Below are 356 nucleotides of genomic sequence, written 5' to 3'. Positions count from 1 at the left end.
TTGCCGGTGTAGCTCAACTGGTAGAGCAACTGACTTGTAATCAGTAGGTTGGGGGTTCAAGTCCTCTTGCCGGCACCAGTTTTTCGAGCCATTAGCTCAGTTGGTAGAGCATCTGACTTTTAATCAGAGGGTCGAAGGTTCGAGTCCTTCATGGCTCACCATTTATATTCACACGCGGGTGTGGCGGAATTGGCAGACGCGCTAGACTTAGGATCTAGTGTCTTACGACGTGGGGGTTCAAGTCCCTTCACCCGCATCTTTACTTAATTTCATATATGTGCGGAAGTAGTTCAGTGGTAGAACACCACCTTGCCAAGGTGGGGGTCGCGAGTTCGAACCTCGTCTTCCGCTCCACA

Annotated in this window: 4 tRNA genes; all 4 read left to right on the top strand. The window is 50.6% G+C overall.

Annotated elements, in window-relative coordinates:
• Positions 1-2 precede the first annotated feature (2 nt).
• Positions 3-78 (top strand) — tRNA-Thr (locus AC1VNJ_RS26930).
• Between the two features lie 7 nt (positions 79-85).
• Positions 86-161: transfer RNA gene (locus tag AC1VNJ_RS26925), tRNA-Lys, on the top strand.
• Between the two features lie 13 nt (positions 162-174).
• Positions 175-256 (top strand) — tRNA-Leu (locus AC1VNJ_RS26920).
• Between the two features lie 23 nt (positions 257-279).
• A tRNA-Gly gene (locus tag AC1VNJ_RS26915) sits at positions 280-354 on the top strand.
• Positions 355-356 lie beyond the last annotated feature (2 nt).

Source organism: Priestia sp. 3CA3 (assembly GCF_056836725.1).
Note: the sequence above shows the minus strand (reverse complement) of the source record. Positions and strands in the feature narration are given on the sequence as shown.